The organism is Fibrella aquatica (assembly GCF_041321135.1).
GTDB lineage: Bacteria > Bacteroidota > Bacteroidia > Cytophagales > Spirosomataceae > Fibrella > Fibrella aquatica.
The window spans coordinates 262,445-284,071 of sequence record NZ_JBGGWF010000002.1; the positions used below are offsets into that span (position 1 = coordinate 262,445).

General features: G+C 53.6%; 15 protein-coding genes. 2 read left to right on the top strand and 13 right to left on the bottom strand.

Annotated features, from left to right (window positions below):
• Positions 1-127: 127 nt before the first annotated feature.
• From ACAW87_RS05000 to ACAW87_RS05030, 7 genes are all read right to left on the bottom strand, one after another.
• Positions 128-4,102 carry an FtsW/RodA/SpoVE family cell cycle protein gene (locus tag ACAW87_RS05000; protein ID WP_370722060.1) on the bottom strand — a complete coding sequence of 1,325 codons (3,975 nt, stop codon included), beginning with the start codon at positions 4,100-4,102 and terminating at the stop codon, positions 128-130.
• A 63-nt stretch (positions 4,103-4,165) separates the two neighbouring features.
• Positions 4,166-5,455 carry a serine/threonine-protein kinase gene (locus ACAW87_RS05005; protein WP_370722061.1) on the bottom strand — a complete coding sequence of 430 codons (1,290 nt, stop codon included), beginning with the start codon at positions 5,453-5,455 and terminating at the stop codon, positions 4,166-4,168.
• 9 nt (positions 5,456-5,464) lie between these two features.
• Positions 5,465-7,069 carry a serine/threonine-protein kinase gene (locus ACAW87_RS05010; RefSeq protein WP_370722062.1) on the bottom strand — a complete coding sequence of 535 codons (1,605 nt, stop codon included), beginning with the start codon at positions 7,067-7,069 and terminating at the stop codon, positions 5,465-5,467.
• A gap of 3 nt (positions 7,070-7,072) precedes the next feature.
• Positions 7,073-8,140, bottom strand: a complete 1,068-nt coding sequence (locus tag ACAW87_RS05015) for a PP2C family protein-serine/threonine phosphatase (RefSeq protein WP_370722063.1) — start codon at positions 8,138-8,140, stop codon at positions 7,073-7,075.
• Between the two features lie 141 nt (positions 8,141-8,281).
• Positions 8,282-9,295 (bottom strand): FHA domain-containing protein, encoded by a 1,014-nt coding sequence (locus ACAW87_RS05020; RefSeq protein WP_370722064.1) that lies wholly within the window; start codon positions 9,293-9,295, stop codon positions 8,282-8,284.
• A 59-nt stretch (positions 9,296-9,354) separates the two neighbouring features.
• Positions 9,355-10,266 (bottom strand): ABC transporter substrate-binding protein, encoded by a 912-nt coding sequence (locus ACAW87_RS05025; protein WP_370722065.1) that lies wholly within the window; start codon positions 10,264-10,266, stop codon positions 9,355-9,357.
• 40 nt (positions 10,267-10,306) lie between these two features.
• Positions 10,307-10,717: a hypothetical protein gene (locus ACAW87_RS05030; protein WP_370722066.1), complete on the bottom strand. Its 411-nt coding sequence runs from the start codon at positions 10,715-10,717 to the stop codon at positions 10,307-10,309.
• Positions 10,718-11,046: 329 nt separating this feature from the next.
• Between ACAW87_RS05030 and ACAW87_RS05035 the strand changes: the two genes are divergently transcribed.
• Positions 11,047-11,445: a hypothetical protein gene (locus ACAW87_RS05035; RefSeq protein ID WP_370722067.1), complete on the top strand. Its 399-nt coding sequence runs from the start codon at positions 11,047-11,049 to the stop codon at positions 11,443-11,445.
• 117 nt (positions 11,446-11,562) lie between these two features.
• Positions 11,563-12,150 carry a DUF4405 domain-containing protein gene (locus ACAW87_RS05040; RefSeq protein ID WP_370722068.1) on the top strand — a complete coding sequence of 196 codons (588 nt, stop codon included), beginning with the start codon at positions 11,563-11,565 and terminating at the stop codon, positions 12,148-12,150.
• Between the two features lie 78 nt (positions 12,151-12,228).
• Here ACAW87_RS05040 and ACAW87_RS05045 read toward each other — a convergent pair whose 3' ends face one another.
• From ACAW87_RS05045 to glgB, 6 genes are all read right to left on the bottom strand, one after another.
• Positions 12,229-13,713 carry a DUF6600 domain-containing protein gene (locus tag ACAW87_RS05045; RefSeq protein ID WP_370722069.1) on the bottom strand — a complete coding sequence of 495 codons (1,485 nt, stop codon included), beginning with the start codon at positions 13,711-13,713 and terminating at the stop codon, positions 12,229-12,231.
• A gap of 95 nt (positions 13,714-13,808) precedes the next feature.
• Complete coding sequence (locus ACAW87_RS05050; protein WP_370722070.1) at positions 13,809-15,416, bottom strand: serine hydrolase domain-containing protein; 1,608 nt, start codon at positions 15,414-15,416, stop codon at positions 13,809-13,811.
• Between the two features lie 85 nt (positions 15,417-15,501).
• Positions 15,502-16,542: a Gfo/Idh/MocA family oxidoreductase gene (locus tag ACAW87_RS05055; RefSeq protein ID WP_370722071.1), complete on the bottom strand. Its 1,041-nt coding sequence runs from the start codon at positions 16,540-16,542 to the stop codon at positions 15,502-15,504.
• A 48-nt stretch (positions 16,543-16,590) separates the two neighbouring features.
• Positions 16,591-17,610, bottom strand: coding sequence for a glycoside hydrolase family 5 protein (locus ACAW87_RS05060; protein WP_370722072.1), 1,020 nt, complete (start codon positions 17,608-17,610; stop codon positions 16,591-16,593).
• 301 nt (positions 17,611-17,911) lie between these two features.
• A complete protein-coding gene (locus tag ACAW87_RS05065; protein WP_370722073.1) occupies positions 17,912-19,336 on the bottom strand; it encodes a Gfo/Idh/MocA family protein in 1,425 nt (474 codons plus the stop codon).
• Between the two features lie 157 nt (positions 19,337-19,493).
• Positions 19,494-21,491, bottom strand: a complete 1,998-nt coding sequence (gene glgB, locus ACAW87_RS05070; protein WP_370722074.1) for a 1,4-alpha-glucan branching protein GlgB — start codon at positions 21,489-21,491, stop codon at positions 19,494-19,496.
• Between the last annotated feature and the right edge of the window lie 136 nt (positions 21,492-21,627).

Consider the following 21,627-nt stretch of genomic DNA (forward strand, 5'->3'; position numbering starts at 1 on the left):
GTCAGTTAACAGTTATCAGTTAACAGTTATCAATTAACAGTGACAGTTATAAACTCTAAAGAGGTGAATTTAGCGACTTGTTGTTCCTTGGCAGCGCTGGTAACTTGTAATTGATAACTGTTTACTGTTAAAAGCTACCCAGATATCCTCGTTCTTTCAGGATGGGGGCAATGAGTGTGTTCGCTAATTTAACAGCGTCGGCGGAGGATTTACCCAACTCGATGCGCACGCAGGTGACCGTGTGAGAGCGGCCGTTGGGGGTGGGTGCAAAGAAGACGTACCAGCCGTCGTTCTGTTTCTCGCCCATGACAATCCGTTCTGGTGTACCGGTTTTACCCGCCACTTTGCTAATACTGATTTTGGCCCGCCCGCCGGGGTTCGACTGTTCGATCATGAAATCGCGAAGCAAGTCGGCAGCGGGCTGTTGGGTCAGGGTAACACCTTTAGCAATCGGTACGGTTTTGCCAGCCCGCCGCAATACATAACGCGACGGTTGCATTACGCCCCGATTGGCTACGGCTCCCGCCATACGGGCCAGGCCGGCCGGGGTGGTAGTGAGCTGCCCCTGTCCCCAGGCGAGGCCTGAAAATTCGCCCCGGTAGCGGCGCGGATACACCAGACTTTTGTAGAGGTTGCGCCGGATCACAAACGAAGAGTCGCGCCAGTGTTTCAGGATGCGGGCTTCGTCGGTGGCGGTGCGGGTGTCGGCAAAGGAGTAGCCACCTACGTAGTCGACGTTCATACCCGTGGCCAGGTAAAGCTTTGCCATTTCGTTGTCGAGGGTATATTCATTGGCGAGGCGGATGAAATACACGTTGCTCGATCGCACAATGGCTTGTCGCATATCCACGTTGCCGCCGCAGGGTTCACTTTCGGTTTTGCCCCGCCTGATGATTTCGCCACAGCTGATAGCAAACTTGACATCGGCCCCCGCCATACCCAGTTTGTTTAGTCCGGCGGTGGCAGTCATGATCTTGGCTGTTGAACCGGGTGCGGTTGGGTACGTTAAGGCCGGGTCTCGTTCGGTAGTCAGGTAGGGGAGTTGCATGCGCTCCCGGTCAGGCATGGCCAATTCGTCGGGCCGTTGCAGATTGGGCAACGGGTACATGGCCGAGGCCAGTAAATCACCCGACCGAGAATCTAACACGGCTACCGATAACCGTTTGTCGTTGTACTCCGACCTCGCCAGCGCGTTCTGAAGGGCTACCTGCAACGCTGCATCCACGCTCAGGTGCAAGTCCCGGTTCCGGTTCTTGTGTTCGTCTACCACCCGCCCATCAATACCTGAACGAACCGCCGGGGCCAGTTCTCGGTAATCGTAGAGCGGCAGTGTCAGCGCCCGCTCTACAGCCGGCGTGAAGCGATCGGCCCGGTAGCGGCTTGTCAGCAGGGTATTTTGGCGGGGGTGATTATCGAAACCACGCAAGTCGCTAAGGTGAGCAGCTTCGGCAAAATAGCCGTTTTGTTGCCCCCAGAATAGCCGGGTATTGGCATCACCCACCATATAAAACAGGTGTTCGCCAAACGGATAAAATCGCTTCAATCGTCTGGTTGTAAGTTTAGTGATGCTGTTTCTGTCTAGTCCGGCCTGTTGTAGCTGGGGTAAATTGCGCCTCACCGAATCGGGTGAACTGGTGGCCAGGACGCGCCCGCTTCGGTCATAGAGTGTACCGGCGGCTAATGCGTCGGTGATGCGGTTGATGCGTGGGTTGTAGCTATACACGGGCAAGCCGTCGCGGCTGAGTACGCGCGTAGGGCGCACAATGTAATCGGCCCAGTTTAGCAGCGATACCTCACCGGCGCGCGCTACCAGAACGAGTGAGCCAATCAGGAATCCGGCAATGCCTGTGGCCAGAACGGGATCATAATGTGTATCCAGATAGGTATGCTGTACGGCCTGTCCGGGGCGGTTGGCTACCGAAAATACCACGCCCATAGCCGTGAGATTTATAATGAGCGATACGTTTCCGTAGCTCAGGAAAGGAACCGATATACCCGTGAGCGGCACCAGCCCAAGCGACCCACCGGCAATGAGCAGAAACTGAACGCCCGTAGCCAGCGCAATACCCGCGCAGAGGTAAAAACTAAATGGTTGTCCGGCCCGTCGGGCGTGCAGCAAAATTCGGTGGAGCAACATGAACAGGAGTAGACAAACCGCAACCAGCCCCAGCCAACCCAGTTCTTCAGCCAAACTGGGCAGAATCATGTCGGTATGGGCGGCGGGCATAGCGGTGGCATACCCTTTTCCCAAGCCATGCCCGGTCCAGCCGCCGGTGGCCAGCGTCCAGAAACTGTGGGCGAGGTGGTCTCCGCCATATACGTCGTTATTCCATGGACTGAGCCACATGGCTTTGCGATCGGCTAGCCGGTCGCCTACCACGGGTATTTGATCGCCAAATGCGAACGCCGCGAGAACAAGTACCAGCAGAACAGGTCCTTCGGCCAGTAGCGCCAGCCAGCCAGTGCTGGTGGTTGTGCGAGCCTGACCGTGCCAGATAAGTAGCGCTACTGCGCCCAACAAACCTACCAATGTGGCCGGCAGGCCGGGAAGTAGCCAGAGAGCCGCGCTATACAGCAGTCCGGAAATGAGGGTGATGCCTAGTGTTTGGCGGGCAATGGTATAAAAGAGTAAAAAGGTGAAGCCGATCACAAGTGCCGGACCCATGTCGCCCAGTAGCAGGTAAAGGCCCATAAGTATGCCCGTACCAACGAAAACGCCTACGCTTATACGCAGTCGCCAGCGCAGGTCGGGCAAGGTGCGGAGTTGCTCTTCATTAGCCGCAAAAAAGCCCGCTAAAAACAGTAGCATCAGGTATTTGGTCAGTTCACTTGGTTGAAAAAGGAGGCCACCTACCTGTAGATTCACCCGAACGCCGCTACCTTCGGGCCCCGTTCCAAAGGCGAGCGTAAGCCCGGCAAGTCCAAAAGCAAGTAATAGCCAGGTCCAGCCGGTAAGGCGGAAGGTGGACTTGCGGCGTAGATTTGGCAGTGGATCGAACCACCAGCGGGTGTAGAATTTGCCAATGTTGAGTTGCGATACGATCATCAGTCCCAACAGGCCAAGGCCAACCCCGATTACCGCCTGTCCGCCATAGAACGTGTCCTGCAACGGATCCTGGATGGCTAGCAGCGTTAGTACTGAAATGCCCGTCAACAGCATCAGAATAGGCAGTAACATGGGGTCGGGCTGGAAACGTCGGACGCTCCAGATCAGATGAACGAGCCAGAATGCCAGCAGAAACAGCCCTGCCTGCAAGGCGAATGAAAGCCTGAATGTCAGGGGGGTACGTACGGTAAATGCGCGGTCGGTTTTTAATTGACCATAGGCCAGCGGCCCAATCATACGAAGGGTGTGCGGGCGAGCTGTGAATGTGTAGTCAATGGATTGGCCAAGTTTGGCGGTGCCCCGTCGACTGCCAAACTCAAAACCGGGTTTCAGGGGTAACACGCTGTAGGCTCCTTCGGGCTGGAGACCGGCAAACGCAAACCGGCCGTTGGCGTCGGTACGGGTATAGCTAAGGTCGCCGGGGGCTTCCTGGGCCGGGTCGCGGTTGGGACGGTGCTTTTTGAGTTGCACCAGCACACTCGCCATAGGTTTGGCCGTCGGCGAATTGTCCATCACCTGCCCCGCCATCTGCAGGCCACCTGTTCCGGCCACCGATGGGTACGTATTGGGCCTGGTTAGCTCCTGGTTATACAATACAGAATCGAAGCCAATCTGTTGTCTCGATACCCGGAGTCGGCTTTGGAAATCATTTCCACCAATATGACTTTTCCAATTTACCGGGGTATGAATAGCAAAGGCTCTTTTGTTGATGGCTCCCAGGTTGTCGGGCGTGCCGTTTTGCGTGAGCTTGGCCCGCAACGAATCCGCAACAAGGTCAATGTCCCGCGGGTCGGAGAGGTAGTTTCCCTGACGAAGCAGGCGTTTTATTGATTCTGCGCGCAAGCCCGGCTCCAGATTCAGCTTGAGGCCCGACGTATAGTCCTGTCCGGCAGCTTCGAGCATGGGGTGCCGGTTGACATAGAGCCTGACAAAAAGCAGCAACAACAGCACCGTCGCTACCGATAAGTATCCGCGTTCTGTATTAAGAAATTTCATGGAGGGTTGGGTACGTTGAGGCAAAAAAACTTCCGTCAAAATAAAGACGATACGAAGATAAGCCTAGTCGGTGCTGTCTGGTGGCATGGTGGCCCCTGAATCGGCAGGCATACTGGTTGCGGTATCGGCTGGGGACTGCGAAACGGGCGCTTCGTCGGTGGTTTCCTCCTCCGCGGATTCGTCGATTGTAGTTGAATCCACTACAGATTCTACCTCCTGCATGGGGGTTGGCCGCATGAGCATGGTCGAATCAATCTGGTCGTTGGTCGTTTCGGGTATTTCCCGATCCGAATAGATATACAGGCCAGCGGCAAGGCCAATGGCCAGGATAATACCGCCAATGCCCCACCATGCACCGCTGCTCAGCGTCTGGTTGTCCGGTTCAGGTACGTCGGTCTGTTGATACTGAACCTCGTTAGATGTTCCTGGCGAGGAAATTATTGGACCGGCTACTGTTTGGTGACGAGAAACGGGCAAGGACTGTCCGGTCCGGTTGGCCCTTAGGTGTTCAACCCGGCTTTGTTCCAGTAGAAGTTCCAACTGATCGGGGTCGCGCAGGCGTTCGCTTGGGTTTCGGGTCAGTAAGCTCAGCAGTAGCGTACCCAAACTGGGGGGAAGGGGCTGTCCTGACGGGAGTACCGGGGCGGGTACCGGGGCTGTGAGTACCTGATTCATGAAGCCGCCCAGACCATTTTCGTGGTGTAGTACAAACGGCACCTGACCCGTAATGCATTCGTACAGTACCGCGCCGAGGGCGTAATAATCGGCCGCCTGATCTACTTGCCGCGGGTTGTCAAACTGCTCGGGGGCCGCATACTCATAGGTCATTAGCGACTGTCCGGTGCGGGTCCGGGTACTTTCATCAGCGCGCAGTTTGGCAATGCCGAAGTCAGTTAGCAAAAAGTGAAGTTCACCGCTGACCAGCCTCCGATATAACACGTTCTCCGGTTTTATATCACGGTGAATGACGTGTAGCGGGTGCATAGCTCTGAAAGCTTCCGTCAGTTGCAGGCCCAGCCGAATGGTGGTGGGTACGTCCAGATGTCCCGTTTGCCGAAGTAAGCTGCGCAGATCGCCGCCTTCCACAAAATCCATGACCACATAGGGCATAGCTGCACCCAGCTGTACCTCCCTCACCCGCACAACATTCGGGTGATTGATCTGGGTCATGATTTGTGATTCACGTTCAAACCGTGCCAGCGTTTCGGCGTCGGTAGCAAACGCATATTGCTTAATGGCTACAATGTCGCCTGTGAGCAGATGCCGGGCTTTCAGAACGCGCGTATTACCGCGGCCTAATTCGGCCAGTACTTCATAATCGGGAAGATGCGTGTTGAAACTAACGGTTGGCATTGAGGGGGGTTAGTACGTTACTGGCGTAGAATTGGTAAGGCTGGTTGGGTCTGCCGCATCGGCCCGCAGCACTTCTGCGTTAAACTGCGTCCCGCGCTGGCTATCGGGCGCGGTGCGGACGATACTCGCATTGGGGCCAATGTTGTTAAAATACATTGTTTTTGACCTAAGTATCTGTCCGTTTTCTTTAATGTAGTTCACCTGAACAGCTACTTGTTTAAAGGTAATGGCAGAGTTATTGCGTAGCCGCACGTTCAAGCCCCTGACGCCACCCAACAACCCGCTTTTACCACCAAACGTTTCGGCTTCCAGGAGTTTCATCGCCTCAACTACCTGCTTTTCATACCGCTGTCGTTCAGCTTCTGTTTGTGGTTTTTCGGGCGTAGCCGGTAGTGGAATTGACGAAACAACCGAATCTGAATCTGATGTCATTGGCGACAGGATGGTTTCCTCGGGTGGGCCGGTCAACAGCGAATCGACGGGTTGCTGTTGGTCCGAGAGAGTGATCGTATCGGGCTCCAGTACGGTTGATTCCGTTGCCCGGTTGGCGTACCAGTACGCGCCCATAGCGGCCAGTACCAACGCAAAAACGACCAACGCGATCGGGAGCCATTGTCGACGGGCTGGTGGCTGATTGGCAGACGATGACTGGTGGGGTTCACTGCTCGCATTGGTCAACTGAGGGCTAACCGGTGATAGAGCGGGACGGTACGTTTCCGTGCGTGATACCGAAACCGGAACAGGCCCCGGCTGCCCTGACTCAAAATGAAGCTGCTCTACTTCTGCCTGTTTAAGGGCCAGCCTTATTTCGTCCGGATTATGAATCCGCTCTGTTGGATTTTTAACCAGTAACTGCCGGATTAAAGTAGCTAAGCTACCGGGTATCGGTTGGGTAGAAGACAGAACGGGGGTTGGCGGGGCGGTGGTTAATACCGCGTTCATGAACGTGACAATGCCTGTTTCGCCGCGCATGGCGAATGGGACTTTGCCAGTCAGGCATTCGTATAAAACAACGCCAAGTGCATAATAATCAGCCGATTCGTTGAGGTTTCGTGGGTTATCAAACTGTTCAGGAGCTGCATATTCGTAGGTCATCAGCGACTGCCCCGTCATGGTTACGGGTTGCTCGTGAAGTCGGGCTACGCCAAAATCGGTGAGCAGGAAATGGAGTTCACCACTTGCCAGCCGGTGATAGAGGATATTTTCGGGTTTTACATCGCGATGAATAATGCCTTCAGCATGAATGAGGCGAAACGCGTTGATGATCTGAAGCCCAAGCCGGATGGTTAATTCGATGGAAAGGCAACCCTGTTCCGTCAGCAACTGCCGAACGCTGCCACCCTCGATGTAATCGAGCACAATATAAGGCAGATCCGCTTCCAGACGTACTTCGCGTACCCGCACAATGTTGGGGTGCGCCATGCGGGTCATGATCTCCGATTCGCGTTCAAACCGGCGAAGGGTATCGGCGTCGGTGTTGATGGCAAAATGTTTGATGGCCACAAGGTCGCCACTGGCAAGATGCCGAGCTTTCAGCACACGAGCGTTGCTTCGCCCGATTTCGCCCAGTACGTCGTAGCCCGGAAAATTTGTATTGAAACTAACAGTTGACATGGTCTACCGCGTTTTGCGGGTGGTATCGGGTTGATGAGGTGCATTAGTGGCGCCAGCAGTATCTGACCGAATAAGTTGAGTACTTGTTGCCACTGTATCGGCAGTAACCGTATCGGCTGCTCTAATGGGTTCGCTAGAGCCGGTTGAGGGTAAGTTCTGCCAATATAGTGCCAGTAAAACAAGTACTCCTAAAACGAGACCTACCCATTTCCAGGTACGTTGTGGGCTCTTTTCTGTTGTGGTCAGAGTATTTTTCGGGGGTGGCTCCGTGGTGCGAATCTGTTTTTTAGGCGCTTCTGCCAAGGTTATTGGTAGTGTTGCCGGGTGCTGCGCCATGACGATGGTGATATTGTCCTGACCACCCCGTTCATTAGCCAGACGAATCAATTCGATGATCTGCTGATCAATGGGCAGCGACTGACTGAGTACGTCGGAGATTTCTGACCGGGTAAGCATGTCGGTAAGGCCATCGCTGCAAAGCAGCAGGGCGTCGCCGGGCATAAAACTGGTTTCGCCCGATTCCAGAAAATCAGGATCATCGACCCGGTGCGTTACAGAGCCAATGTCGCGTAGAATTTCGTTGCGGCGGGGGTGGTGCATGGCTTCACGTTCGGTGAGTTGATGAGCGTCTTCCCGAACGCCCACCAACGAATGATCGTGTGTCAGCTTCTCCAGTTCCAGTTGCCGGAAACGGTACAGTCGGGTGTCGCCCACATGCACATACAGGAGTTTGTTCAGGGCCGTATCGGCTACCGCTGCCGTCAATACACAACACATCCGACCCAGTGCCGGCTCCTGCTGCCGCTGCCTGACAATCTGATTGTTGGCATGAACAACCGCTTCGCGCAACATGGTCAGGGTATCGCCGGTAGGAGTGGCCATGTATTGTATAATGGATTCTTTAGCCAGCGCGGCGGCTTCGGCCCCACCAGCATAGCCACCCACTCCGTCTATGACAACCAGCAACGCATCATTGGCCGACCATAGGGGCTGGCTTATGAACGTGTCCTGATTATCGCGACGTGCGCGACCCACGTCAGTTTGACCGGCAATGCGCATAGATTTAGTCATTGGTTACGTTACTGTCAGCACAAACAGGAAAGCGTATGTGTGTTGACTAATTCTTTATCGGGGAAGATTACGAAAGTGGCGGACCAGCAGTATCACTACAAAGACACTAAGTAGTAAGGCTGTTAAAAAATCAAGCATAGCCTATAGGTTACTTTGGAAAGTCAGTGTTACCACTCCGTTAAGCAGAATCTGTGCCGAGTTTGGCAAGTCGACCCATACCGGACTACCGGGTTCACTGCGGGCTACCACTTGTTCGTTCAGGCGTGTTTCGTGCCTACTGAATGAAGCCAACTGAAATTGACCACTATTCGCGTCATGCCGGATACGCGCATGCGGATTCGATACATAAGGCGAGGTTAGTCGTATGTAATTGGTAAACAGTTCATTGTCTGGTTCCCGGCGGGCAATCACCACTTCCCGGTCTTTCATCCAATACGTTTCTTCGGTGTTCTGATCGGCCATGTAACAGTCAATGCGGGCCAGCGCATCGGGGCGCACCGGGCTGGGTGCTATAGTTACAGGTTGAGAAACGGGCTGGGTATCGGCTGCTTTTTCAACAGGTGGATTCAGCAGTGCCGGATCAATACGAACCGCAAATGCTCCCGACTCGCGAAAGTCTATGTGGCTGAAAGCCGGTAAGTTAAGGTCTAGTTTTTCGTAGACGTTCGTGTTTTTCACCTTTCGGGTGGCCTTCAAATTCACTGCCCCAGCTTTGGGGCCGGCAAGGCTGTCATTTTCGAGGGTTGGTCCCGTTAGTGAGCCAATCACTTCTACATCGGTGGGCGTGATCGCCTTCCCATCAAACTCCGTGCCCGGACCGAATTTGAAATGCCAGTGCGAGGCCACTGTGACAATCCGGTTTGGTTCTCGGTTGCGTTGTTTGAGCCGTTCGTTAAAGGCTTGTACCGCTTCGTTGACAATGACGGGCAGTGCTGCCAGGCGTTCAGCATAGCTGGCAGGGTGCAGAATGATGACGTAATGGGCATCAAAAAGCAAACTGGTGCCGATGCTTTCCCGCTCAAGCGAGGTATCGAAACAGCGGATCAGCTCGGCCAAAAGTTGTTCATTGGTAACCGTGCGGGGTGTAGTTGCCCGGCGTTTGGGAACCAGCAGGCTTCCCAGCTGATCCCAAAACCGATTGGGTGTTTTTTCCATTTCACTACTAACGGAGAGATGAGCGAATTACACATATACGAACCTCATTTGAGCCGTAATCAGGCAATAAGATCGTTGGTAAACAACGCATCAATAGGCTGTTCTTTGTTTTCCAGGCCCTGCGCATACAGCCAGTCAACAAAGCGTTTTATGCGACCGACATCCATTTTGCCCCAACTGGCTTGGTCGCCATAATGAGCCGAGGTATACTGCTGGCTTTTCTCCAGGTCAATGTGATTCACATCTCGGGCCGGCACATAGTTGGTCAGGATAGCCACGGCCGACTGGGTATTTTCCTGCGCAAACAGAAAGCCTTTTTTAGTAGCGCTCAGGAAGGCGCTATATAAGTCATGATGCTGGTCTATGCCGTGCTGGCTGGCGATTAGTGCGGGGGAATAGCCGTAGGGAATCTGGTAATCGGCGAGGCGGAACCGGATCAAGTCAATACCTGCCCCGTCCGCTTCTACGCCTTCCCAGTTCTCGAAAATCCAGGTCGAATCGGCCGCATTGGTCAGGAGAGTGTTCCAGATACCAAGCTTGTCGGGATACTGAACGTTGATGGCTCCAGTACCGCCATCGTTGATGATCATTTGCTTGACAATCTCATCTTCATAGCGGGCCTTGTAGGAAGCATAGGTACGCCCATCCAGTTGACTGGGCCGGGTAATGCCGCTGGAACGGAGGGCAACAATGGCACTGATATCTTCCTGAAGCAACGCCGCAATGGCCCTGACGGGAAATGGCTGTGGCTTTGTATGTAAACTAATAATGCTCTCGAAAGGAGCTAGGGCAAAGTCTACCTGACCCAGTTCGAGTTTCTTGGCGGGCGTTGTCTGGTAGTTGTCTTCGTTGGGCGAAACCAGGGTGAGCTCGATGCCATTGTCGGCGTAGTAGCCCAATTCGCGGGCTACAAAGAAGCCGGTATGATTGGTATTGGGTGTCCAGTCGAGGGCAAGGCGTAGTTTTTCCATTGAGTTGAGTGTTAATTGAGTATAACTAAAAAGGTAAGGGTTACTGTTCGTCGTCGGTAATGGGACCATACTTGGCCTCCCGAATGGCCTTCCAATCACGGGCGGTACCACCGTTGCTGAAATGGTCATCCTCATCCTGAATTTCCTGATCCCAGCCGTAGGTGGTTGTATACTGGCCCGCAGCGGTCAGATCGAGTTGAAACGTATTGGCGCGGGGTTGCCCTTCTGCCTTTCGAGACGCATAAAGACTCTGCACCGCATCGGTTACGTCGTCGGCGAAATCAGTAGTCAGGGGTTGTGGTTCGCCTTGCTGATCCAGGTACGTGCCAGCAAACTCAACATCTTCACCATTGGTAAGGAATTGTACAGTAAGTCGGGCAATGGTCCAGCCTGTTGGAAGGTGTTCTTCCATGGCGTCGATCAGCAGGTCGTAAACGGTCGTGGGTTTCATACTGGGGGTTGTGGCGGAGGCTTGTGTGTGAATGGTCAAATGTACGGTTTTGAAAGGCCTGATCGGCAATTCGACCGCAAGCGGAGTCGGTAAGAAGCACAGGTTGTCGGTTTTCAACGCCGGAAAAGCAACTCTTGTTTTGTTACTCAATTGTTTATTTGTTAAACCGTTTGCTAAGACTTCGTCGTAGAGCAGGCCATTCTGTCAAAAATTGCTTGACAAGTTCCCCGGTTGAGTTTACTTTTTTGCGCTGAATCGTCTGTTTAGGCTGGCAATCGGGCAACACCGTTTTCGCGTAGTTCCCTATTGATGGCTGGAACACACCTCTGATGAATATACAATTGCTGCCCCGCTGGCTGGCTGTATTGATTGGCCCGGAACTACTGTGGCTACTTGTTTACGGAGTCATAACCTGGTTGATTGACGTAAACGGAATGCCGCACGTGCTCATCGATTTGCTGATTAAATGCTTGCCAATTGGGATGCCTAGTGTGGCAGGGATGGCGTTTTTTGCCTGGTATATTCCCGATGTTGAAAAGCGTTGGCTATTGCTTCGGGTTTGGATAGCGAGTCTTGTGGGCGCACACGGTTCGATGCAAAAAGCGCTGTTGGCGTTTACTGGAAAAGGGGCGGGTTTGGTTTATCTGGCCGGTATGATCCTGGTTGTTCTGGTTTTGTTGGTTGGTAGTCTGTTCATACTGATTCGCTTCCGACGAAAGTCTAAGTAAATCAACGGGTTAGAATCGTTGCGTCTTCTATCTGAAAATGCGACGCTTTTTGGATACGTACCTAAAGAACGCTTCCTTGCAGGCTCATTGCACTGCCTCTGTGCATAACCTAAAACTATGAAGAAGAAAAACCTGGTCAGCCTGATGGTGTCGGCCGTATTTGCTGTACTCTCTATTTCGGGATTGCTCATTTATTTTGGGCGGAGTAACCACACCATTGATCACACCCATGCCTGGTTTGGTATGTTATTTTTCTCGGCCGCGGTGTTCCATATCATTAATAACTGGTCATCGATTAAAGGCTATTCAACCGACCGGAGATCGGGTGGAGTGAAGCGGGAGTTGATTGTTGCAGTGGTGGTGGTGCTGGTATTTGTGGGTGGTATTGCGGCTGACTTGCCCGTTTTCAAAGACCTGGCCAATGCGGGTAAGAAAGCGTTTGGTGCCGGTAAACCACCCAAAAAAGAGTTATCGAAAACAGCTATTGATTCCATTGCCCGGCAGATGGTGGTCAGTGCCACACAAGCAGATGTACAGACGGTTCGGTTTGATTCAACCGCAGCGCTGGCCGAAAATGTGATTATGGCGCAGGGAACAGCAGCCCGTGCCACCCCCGATACAGGTACGTTCCAGTTTACGGAAGTGCTGACGCTGGAGGGAAACCAATGGAAGGTAGCGGCCCATCAGACCGGGCCAGTGAAGTAAGCAATTCCAGACTTACAATAAAAAAAGCCAGCCCTGTTAACAGGGCTGGCTTTTTTTATTGTAAGTCTGGAATTGAAACTAGTTGTTACCGCGCGAACTGCCCCGGCCGGAGTTGTAATTTCCCTGTGGCTGAGCGCGCTGCTCTGGCGCACTTGACCGTTGTGGCTGAGGCTGTGGTTGCACTTGTGGCTGTGTGCTGCCTCCACGACCACTTTCACGCTGCGGTGCCGACTCCTGACGTGATCCCCGGCTTGGTTGTACCTGAACAGGTGCTTCCTGGCGGCTGGGGGCCGGGTAGGTCTGCGTAGGCGGCTGGTAAGTCTGAGTAGGTTGCGGCTCGACCCGCCGATTGGGCTGGGCTTCGTAGTTAGGGCGGCCATAGCTACCGCCACCACGCGACGACTCTCTGGGAGCAGACGGCCGCACATCAGGTGTTGGGTTTGGTGTTGATAGAGGCGATGGATTTGGCGTTGACCGTGGAGTTTCGCCGTAATTTCCGTAGCTGCCTCCACGTCCTCTGCTGCTATTCGTACCCGTATTTGGCACGTTGGTGTTGGGTACGTTGGTGCTCGGTGCGTTATTCGTTCGCGCTCCGCTGCGGTAAGGCTCGTTCCGATTGTTGGTATTCCGGCTGTTATCAAACGGTGCATCGTAAACGCGGCTCTCAGTGCCACGGCCATTGTTGCGACTCACTGTGGGCCGATAGATACCGACTGAGCCACTGCCAACCACATCCCGACCGGGCCGTCCCTGGTTCTCGATCCGATAGACCGGTACCGATTGGCGGGTTACTCGCTCAATCTCATCCCGACGGGGACCATAGGCGTAGGTACGGTTGTTGGTCCGGTACACGTTGTTAATGATCGTCGTGTTCTGGTAAATATTCACCACTCGCGGCCGGGGCACGCAATAGCTGATCAGGCGCGGGCTGGTGATATACATCTGAGGGACAAACACCCAGTAATTGGCCGGAATATTGACGTTGACGTTAATGTTGATGCCGGGGCCCAATGGAGCCCAGCCGTAATAGCCGCCGCCCGACCGCCACGAAACCCAGGCCGGACCCCAGTCGTTGCCCGGTACCCAGGCCCATCCCCGCACACGGTCCTGATACCAGCGTCCGTAATGGAAAGGAGCCCAGCCCCAGGCATAGTCTGATACCCAGGTATTGCCATACTCGGTGACTACCCAATGCCCATTGCTGGCGTAGGGTTGAAAATCGGGACCGGCGTTTGGAATCCAGACGCGGCCATATTCGGGCGTATTTACCCATTGGCCATGGGGGGCCAGGTTCGTATAAAAATCGGGTTGCCCGTAGCCTTGCTGATTGTAGGGCTGGTCATAGCCCTGCTGACCATATCCCTGATCGTAGGGTTGCTGGTTGGGAGGCTGTTGCTGACCATAGTCGGGCGGGTAATTGTTGCCCTGCTGACCATAGCCGCCCTGTGCGCATGATGAGAGTACGACTGCCAGGCTCATAGCCAGGCCAAAAGCCACTATCCGAAAATTTCCTGATGCATTCATCGCCTTACTTGTTTGGGCTTGTATGACTGTTGGATGCATTTGGTCGTCAAACGTTTAGTCAACTACCTAAAAAAAGTAGTGCTTCGCGTGCATTGACTGTTATAAATGATACGTTGGTTATAATTGCTTAGCCGTTAGCTGATTGTGCCCTGAAGGGTAGGGCGGGCATCTTTCGTTTTGTTCAGGTGAGCAATGCTGCTCTCGAAGTCAACCGTCATACCCGTTGGGCTAAAACGGCAGGTGACACTATCGTAGTGAGCCGTTTCAATAAATCGCCATGTCATCAGAAACGTGTTCTCATCCTGCCAGGTACCGGTGGCGGCAATGCGGGTTTTACGCTCGCCGGGAACGGGCGTTGCAACTAGTTTGATGGGCTTTGCCGACAGGGTCGATACGCTTTCTGCCCATCGGTTGATACCACAGATAAGCTCGTGCGCACCGTTCTCATCGCGGAGTTTCACCACGCATTTATCGCCGCCAAACGTAAGCGACATCGTACTGATAGTAGTACTGTTATCGCTGAAGGCCACGGTTTTACCGCTGACCTTCGCCACAACGGGCGACGTGGCGGCCTTTTGTGGGTAGGTTAGCTCCAGGTTACTCAGCTTTCTGGTCATACCGGCTGTTGCAGCCGCGTCGGCAGGGAGTTTATCTGACTTAAAAGCAGGGAGGATATGGTTCCACACAGCATCCATAACGGCCTGCATATCGCCCGTTTCCGATGTAATGGCGATCACGGCATCCTGATCGGGCATAACGATGCAGTATTGGCCCATGGCACCGTCGCCCCGATAGGCGTTGTGCCGACAGCGCCAGAATTGGTAGCCATAGCCCTGTAGCCAGTCGTTTTCTTCTGCTTTCCGTTTCCCACCCGCCGATTGAACGTGAGATTTGGTGGCATCGGTAATCCAGCTTTCGGCCAAAATTCGTTTGCTATTCCATACGCCCTTCTGTAAATACAACTGTCCAAACTTGGCGATATCTTCGGTATGCAGTCGAAGGCCCCAACCACCCACATTAATGCCGTTCGGGTCAACTTCCCAATCGGCGCCCTCAATGCCTAAGGGGCCAAAGAGGCGAGGTTGCAGGTACGTGATCAAGGGCTGTCCGGTCAATTTCTGCACAATAGCCGACAGCATGTAGGTGGCCCCGCTGTTGTACACAAAGTGCGTTCCGGGTTTGTGCTCGACAGGGTGCGCCAGAAAGACCTTAATCCAGTTGGTGTTGCCGTTGGCCCGCATATCAGGCGTGGGTTCTTTATCGTGCCCCGTCGACATGGTCAGCAGGTCTTTCACCCGCATGGCTGCCAGGTTATCGCTGACGGTAGCCGGCAATTGATCCTTGAAAAAAGAGATTACTTTGTCGTCTACCGTCAACCGCCCTTCGTCAACGGCCAGGCCCACGGCCGTCGAGGTAAATGCCTTGCTTAGAGAGTACAGGGTGTGTTTGAGCTGGGGTGCGTAGGGTGCCCACCAGCCTTCGCCCACTACTTGCCCATGCCTGACCACCATGACGCTATGCACATTCAGATTCGCCTTTTCAATCGCATTCACAAAATTGACCAGGCCTTCCGGAGCAACTCCCTGCGCTGTGGGCAGGCTGCGCGGCAGTTTTAGGCTGCGTGAAGGGGATAGCAGGCTTTCGGCCAACGTACCTGAGTTGGCCCAGCCCGTAGTGGCAACGGTGAGGCCGAGGGCTCCGAAGCCCAATTGTTGTAGAAAATGGCGGCGATTATGCTGCATCGGGGGTGTTTGTAGTAGGGTATGGTTGTCAAAGAACTACTGGCCCCGATCATACTGACAACAGGCCCATCACGATGTGGCAATCTCAAAAAGACAGTGTTCGACCTTCGCGGCTGCTTTGCTGGGCGAGTGCAATGACGCGGGTAGCTGCCTGTATTTCATGGGGTTTTACGGCCAGCTCGGCTCCGTTCGCAATGGATTCGTAGAGCGCGGCGTAAAAAGCGGCGTAGTTACCGGGTAAACTGTCAACGAGTTCTGTTTGATCGTTGGTGGTGAGCAGACCCCGGTTTTCCAGGGGTTCATACCCCCAATTGGGCGTGTTGGGCAACGTACCTAGCTTGAGCGTAGGCTCCTGCACATCCAGTCCCCCCTTGCTAAACGAACCAGCAGTGCCGTGAATGGTAAACCGGCGATGGTTTTGGTGGGCCATCAGGCTTGATTTCAGCGTGACTTCTTTATCGGCATAACCGAGCCGGATCGAGAACCAGTCTTCAATCTGGCTGTTGGGCCGAATGATCCTGATATCGGCCGAAACGGTAGTTGGGGTGCCAAACAGGTGTAACGCCTGATCAACGAGATGAGGACCCAGGTTGAACAAACTGCCCCGCCCGTTGCCCGGAAGTTCTTTCCAGGACGTACTCCGGCTGTCGACCGGCACAAATCGATCATACCTTGCTTCGTAATCAAGTACGGCCCCCAGTTTGTTGTCGGCAATGAGCTGGTTGACGGTCAGGAAATCGGCATCCCAGCGGCGGTTGTGGTAGGCCGTTGCTACCAGGTTGCGCGAGGCGGCCAGTTCCAGCACCTGATTGGTTTCTGCTTCGGTAAGGGCAAATGGTTTTTCGATCACCACATGCTTATTTCGTTCCAGCGCAGATAGGGCGTAGTGGAAATGGGTTTCGTTGGGCGAGCAGATAAAAATCAGTTGGATAGAATCGTCGGCGAGTAATTCGTCGGCTGTTGCAACGGTGGCGATGGCAGGGTTGAAAGCTGTTACCTCATTGGGTCGGCTGGTCACCACCGTCGTCACGTCAAATCCTGGGTGAACGGATAAGAAAGGCGCATGGAAATAGCGACCCGACAGGCCAAAGCCAACCAGACCAACCGTAATTTTTTTGTAAGACATAGGGGTATAAAGTGTTGAATTGCAGATAAGTTGTCGCTTTTACGTGAACTATTGCTTTCTTAGTGGGGCTTGCATGGCCTGTTTGAAGTATCGCCCCTGACGGGTAGGGGTGAAGTTCCAGTCGCTGAAAAGCATGGGTGCCCATTGTGGATCAAACACCCAGACGATGTACGAGATGCCGTTGGTGGTGCAGTAATTCGTAATAGCATCGCCGTACGATTCATCGCTGATGACTGGCACGTGAGCGCCCTTATCGTCGGGTCCGCAGAAACCAATCTCAGTCAGCATAAGCGGGTATTTTTTGGCAACAAATCCCCAATCGGCCGTCCACTGGGCCTCCCACGGTTTAGGGCGCTTCATGGGGTAGGGGTGGCTAACGTACCCAATGCCTTCGGCGTTGATGGGGTTTTGAGCCACCTCTTTCAAATCATACGCCCAGTTGAAACCCGCCACCAGCGGAATGGCTTTGCTGCCGTTGGCCCTGATGATGGTGATGGTTTCTTCCATTAGCGCTTTCCACTCGGCCCAGCTACACGTACCCAGTTTCCCGTTCATGACGGTTGGTTCGTTGAACAACTCGAAAAAGGCAACGGTGGTGTTTCCCTTGTAATGATCTGACATGGTACGCCAGAACTCGAACGATTCCTTGTGGGTGGTTTCGTAATTAGTGCTTTGGTACATCTCGTTCTTCAGATTGCCGATGCTGTGCCAATCGATGACCACGTATAGGCCCAGCTCACCCGCCCAGGCCACCCCTTTGTCGAGCAGTTGTAAATACTGCGCGCTACCTCGACTGCGCCAGGCGGCGGGATGCACCGGCAAGCGAACCAGCGTAGCACCCCAGCGTTTCATTTCTTCGAAATACGCTTTGTCCCAATGGCCATTTCGTTCCAGTTTGTCAGGGTCGCTGGCGTTCAGACCCCTAAAAACAATTGGTTGGCCATCAGCGGTGACGAACTGGTTGCCCTGAACGCGTAATTGGCTCATTGGCGTTGATTGCGCCAGTAACTGGGTGGCTGGCAGCAGCAGCAAGAGCAGGAGGCGACTAAAGACGGATTTTATTTGCACAGTAATGAGACTGTTTTATTCAAAAAAATGCCCCAGAGCGAGCTTCTACTGCCTGCTTTGGAGCATTTTTTAGGTAAGTAAAGGCTAAAATTAGGTAATGTGTTGTCAGGTCCCCGACCTGACAGTTATAGGGGTCCCCGGCCCCGCTACAGTACACTCAACCACCGCAGGTGGATCACTACTTGCTTGCTCTTCAAGCGTTGAGTAGCCTCTAATCGGGTCGGGGACCCAAAAAATCGTCAGGTCGGGGATCTGACGATACTCCCTACCTAAACAGACGCTAATGCTTGTGCGACCGCTGTTATACAGCGTTGCCGATTTTCATCTTGACGGGATCCCAGGTCATAACTTTTTTCTGGAACAGGCTCATGTTACCGCACTGCGTTGGTCCACAGGCGCGGAGGCCGAAGGTGGCGTCTTCGATGTTTGGTTTTTTGTCGCGGACCGAATTGAAGAAGTTAACGAAGTGTTCGTACCGATCGCCTTTATAGTCTTTGGGTACGGTGTACTTGAACTCCTTCGGCCCATCCATTTCCGGAATTGACGGGTATAGCTTGTTGTAATCGGCAATGAACAGTTCTTTCTGATCTTTCGGGAAATTATCGATCGACATGCCGGGTGCTTTCGGGAATTTATTTCGGTGTACCGTCAGGCTATCCCAGCCTATCGACAGGTCGCCTTCGGTGCCTACGAGCCGGACCAGATAATTACCACCGCCACCATCGACAAAGTTAGAGCGTGTGGTGAGGTTGAACTCAGGGTGTTCGGCTGTTTTGGGGTAGTCGTAGATACTTAATTGAATGTCAGGTACGTCGCGACCGTCTTTCCAATAGCGTGTGCCCCCGCTCGAATACACGCGATTTGGCCCGAGCGAGCCCGTCACCGTGTGCAGCGTCGTAAGTAGATGCACGTATAGGTCACCTGCAATGCCGGTGCCGTAGTCCTGATAATTGCGCCAGCGGAAAAATCGGAGCGGGTCCCACGAACGCTTGGGCGCGCTGCCCAAGTACGTATCCCAGTCAACGGTTTGGGGAGAGGCGTCGGGTGGAATCGAATACTGCCAGGCTCCCATCGCGCTGTGCCGGTCATAAATAGCCTCTACAAAAACCAGGTCACCAATATCCCCGGCTTTCAGCAACTCTTTGGCTTTAGCGATAATGATCGACGACGCAAACTGACTGCCGACCTGAAAAACCTTGCCCGTTTCGTTGGCTACCTTAATGAGCGTATGGCCGTCTTCGACCTTCTGCACCATCGGCTTCTCGCAATACACGTGCTTTCCTTTGCGCATGGCGTCCGACGATATTTTTTCATGCCAATGGTCGGTGGTAGCGTTAATTACGGCATCGATGTCGGTACGGTCGAGCAGGGTGCGGTAGTCGCGGGTGACGGTCAGGTCATTGCCCCACAACTCTTTGGCTCTACGCAAGCGCCCATCATACAGGTCACAGGCCGCCACCATCTCAACGCCGTCGATCGTTAAGGCGGTTTGCATGTCGCCAATACCCATGCCGCCGGTGCCGATCAACGCCATTCTGACTTTGCTGTTGGCCGACGAACTGGCGTGGCTTTTTATCAGGTTCAGGTACTGCGTAGTTGGCGCGGCCTTGGCCGATTGGGCGAGCGCAGCGGGAGCCGTGGCCGCTACGCCAAGCGTTTTAAGAAACGACCGCCGTGAATTGGCCGACGGGTCAGTAGAGGCTGGATGTTGATCGTTTTTTTTCATCAGGTACGTTAGACTGCCATAGAAACAAAGCTACTTTTTATCGAAGTAATTTCAGGCGGTTGCATACTGTATTTAGGGATGTCAATACACCAAAAGACACGAAAGCCGCCCGAACTCAGTTCGGGCGGCTTTCGCAAAAAGGGTTATTACTTGTCTACTATTCGGTGCCGGGCATCCATTTCAGCACAATACCGGCCAGTGGGGGTAATGTCAGCGGCAATGAATAAGGGTGCCCATGCATACCTGCATCGTCAGTATGCACCGACTCTGCGTTTGCCAGACCACTGCCGTAATAATCAAGCCGGTCGGAGTTGAACACTTCGCCGTATGATCCTCTGGCCGGTACGCCGACCCGGTAGTCGGTGCGTGGAACAGGCGTCATGTTCAGCGCAATGATGAGGGTTTCTTCGGGTTTCTCACCCCGGCGCAGGTAGGTGATCACGCTGTTTTCATGATCGCTGGTATCGATCCACTGAAAGCCTTCGGGGCTGAAGCTGCGCTCATACATGGCGGGCTCCGATCGGTACAGATGGTTCAGGGCTTTTACACACTGAGCCATGCCTTTGTGCGGAGCGTGGTCAAGCAAGTGCCAGTCGAGGCTCTGCTCAAAATTCCACTCCGAGGTCTGACCGAATTCACCACCCATAAACAGCAGTTTGGTGCCGAAATGAGTGAACATATAAGTGTACAGAAGGCGAAGGTTGGCAAAACGCTGCCATTCGTCGCCGGGCATCTTACCTACCAGCGAGTGCTTACCGTACACCACTTCATCGTGAGACAACGGCAGAACGTAATTCTCAGAGAAGCCATATATCGTGCTAAAGGTCAGTTCATTCTGATGGTACTTGCGGTTAATTGGCTCGTGCTCGAAATACCGGAGGGTATCGTTCATCCAGCCCATCATCCACTTCATACCGAAGCCCAGACCACCCGTATAGATAGGGCGTGATACACCTGGGAAAGCCGTTGATTCTTCGGCTATCATCTGAATATCGGGGAAGTCGCGGTAAATGGCTTCGTTGATATCCTTGAAGAGAGAAACGGCATCCAGGTTTTCGCGGCCTCCGTAGATGTTTGGCTCCCATTCACCCGCATTACGCGAATAGTCAAGGTACAGCATCGACGCTACGGCATCAACCCGAAGTCCATCGGCATGGCAACGGTCGAGCCAGAACATGGCGTTGCTGAGCAGGAACGAACGTACCTCAGGTCTGCCGTAATTGAAGATGTAGGATTTCCAGTCGGGGTGGTAGCCTTTCCGGGGATCGGGGTGTTCATATAAATGCGTGCCATCGAATTCGTAAAGGCCGTGCGCATCGCCGGGAAAGTGGGCCGGTACCCAGTCAAGAATAACGCCAATACCCGCCTTATGCAACCGTTCTACCAGCCGCATAAAATCCTGCGGGTGGCCAAATCGGCTGCTTGGTGCGTAATAACCAGTTACCTGATACCCCCACGAAGGCGCGTAGGGATACTGCATCACCGGCATAAACTCCACGTGAGTGAAGCCCATATCCTGCACGTAAGGAACGAGGGTATCCCCAATTTCGTCGTAAGTCAACTCACGCTCCGGGTTCGATGGGTCGCGTTTCCACGAAGCCATGTGTACTTCGTAGGTAGATACAGGCTTGTTCAAGGCATTTTTTTCGGCCCTTGTGTTCATCCATTCCTGGTCGTCCCACTCGTAATACGTATCCCAGATACGAGAGGCAGTAAGAGGCGGCACCTCCCAGAGGTGAGCATACGGATCGCCTTTTTCCATCTCGCGGCCGCCTTCGTGTACAATGAAGTATTTGTACGTTTCGCCATTGCCGATGTTGGGAATAAACACCTCCCAAATGCCCGACGAATCCCAGCGAACGTTCATCGAGGCGCTGCCCCGGTCCCAGCCATTGAAGCTGCCGATTACCGAGACGTATTTGGCCGAGGGTGCCCAAACGGCAAAATACGTTCCCTGCACGCCGTTGTGGTTTACTACATGAGAGCCAAATTTTTCGTAAAGTCGGGCATGCTTTCCTTCGCGAAACAGGTGAATATCAAGATCAGTGAAGCGCGAGTAGGGTCCTGTTGGTGCGTCAACGGGCTGTTCAACAGAGGTCGATTCAGGAAGTGTTGGGGTATTGTCCGCCGCCGCGGTGGTTTTGCGCTTGGCCATAGGTAGATTAATGTGCTTAGGAAATGAACTCTAAAGGGGCTTGAAAGTTAGCAAAAACCAACGCAAAAGGCTCATTACATCATTTGCACGGCTTGCAAATGATGTAATGAGCCTCTCAGACTCGATTTGTCCGTAA